The 762-nt window shown below is 67.3% G+C and carries 1 protein-coding gene; it reads right to left on the reverse strand.

What is annotated here, in order from left to right:
• Positions 1–36 precede the first annotated feature (36 nt).
• The coding region (locus tag CSC66_RS17190; protein ID WP_162378630.1) for an IS3 family transposase at positions 37–762 on the reverse strand (726 nt) is incomplete at its 5' end.

The raw sequence follows: 762 nt of genomic DNA on the forward strand, positions 1-762 counted from the left end.
CAGGTTGGAGCGACCCCGGTTCTTCGGACAGTGGACCTAGGGCACATACCCCAGGCGATTGAACCGCTCTTCATATTGAGCGGGTGATTGGTAGCCCAACGCCGAGTGCATGCGCGTGCGATTGTAGAAGGCCTCGATGTAGTCGAACACCGCCAGCCGCGCGGCTTCGCGCGAGGCGAACACCCGGTCCGGCATCAGCTCGAGTTTCAGCGTGCCGAAGAAGCTTTCCGCCATGGCATTGTCGTAAGGCATACCGGGCCGGCTCATGCTCAGCAACATATTCGCTGCCTCTGCTTTTGCCCGATAGCTGGCGCTGGTGTACTGGCTGCCGCGGTCGTGGTGGAGGACCAGATGCGGTGGCGGGCGCCGCTGCACGATCGCCATGTGCAGTGCGCGTTCGGCCAGGTCGAAGGTCTGCCGCGACGCCATTGCCCAGCCCACGACCCGTCTGCTGCAGACGTCCAGCACGGTGGCCAGGTACAGCCAACCTTCGCGCGTCGGGACGTGGGTGATGTCGCCGACCCAGACCCGGTTGGGAGCGGGGCTCGCAAACGGCCACGCCAGTCGATTGGGCGCGGCGGGCGTGCCCTGGTACGAGGCGCGCCCGCGCAGGAAGCGCCGACGTCGTCGTGTGATCACCCCATGCTGGCGCCGCAGGCGCGCGACGCGATGCCGCCCACAGGCTTCGCCGCGACTGACCAGCACCCGCCACAGCCGGCGTGAGCCGTAGGCCTGCCGGTGTTCTTCGTGGGCGGCCCGGAT

Origin of the sequence: Pseudoxanthomonas kaohsiungensis, from assembly GCF_010211765.1 — a bacterium.
GTDB classification, from domain to species: domain Bacteria; phylum Pseudomonadota; class Gammaproteobacteria; order Xanthomonadales; family Xanthomonadaceae; genus Pseudoxanthomonas; species Pseudoxanthomonas kaohsiungensis.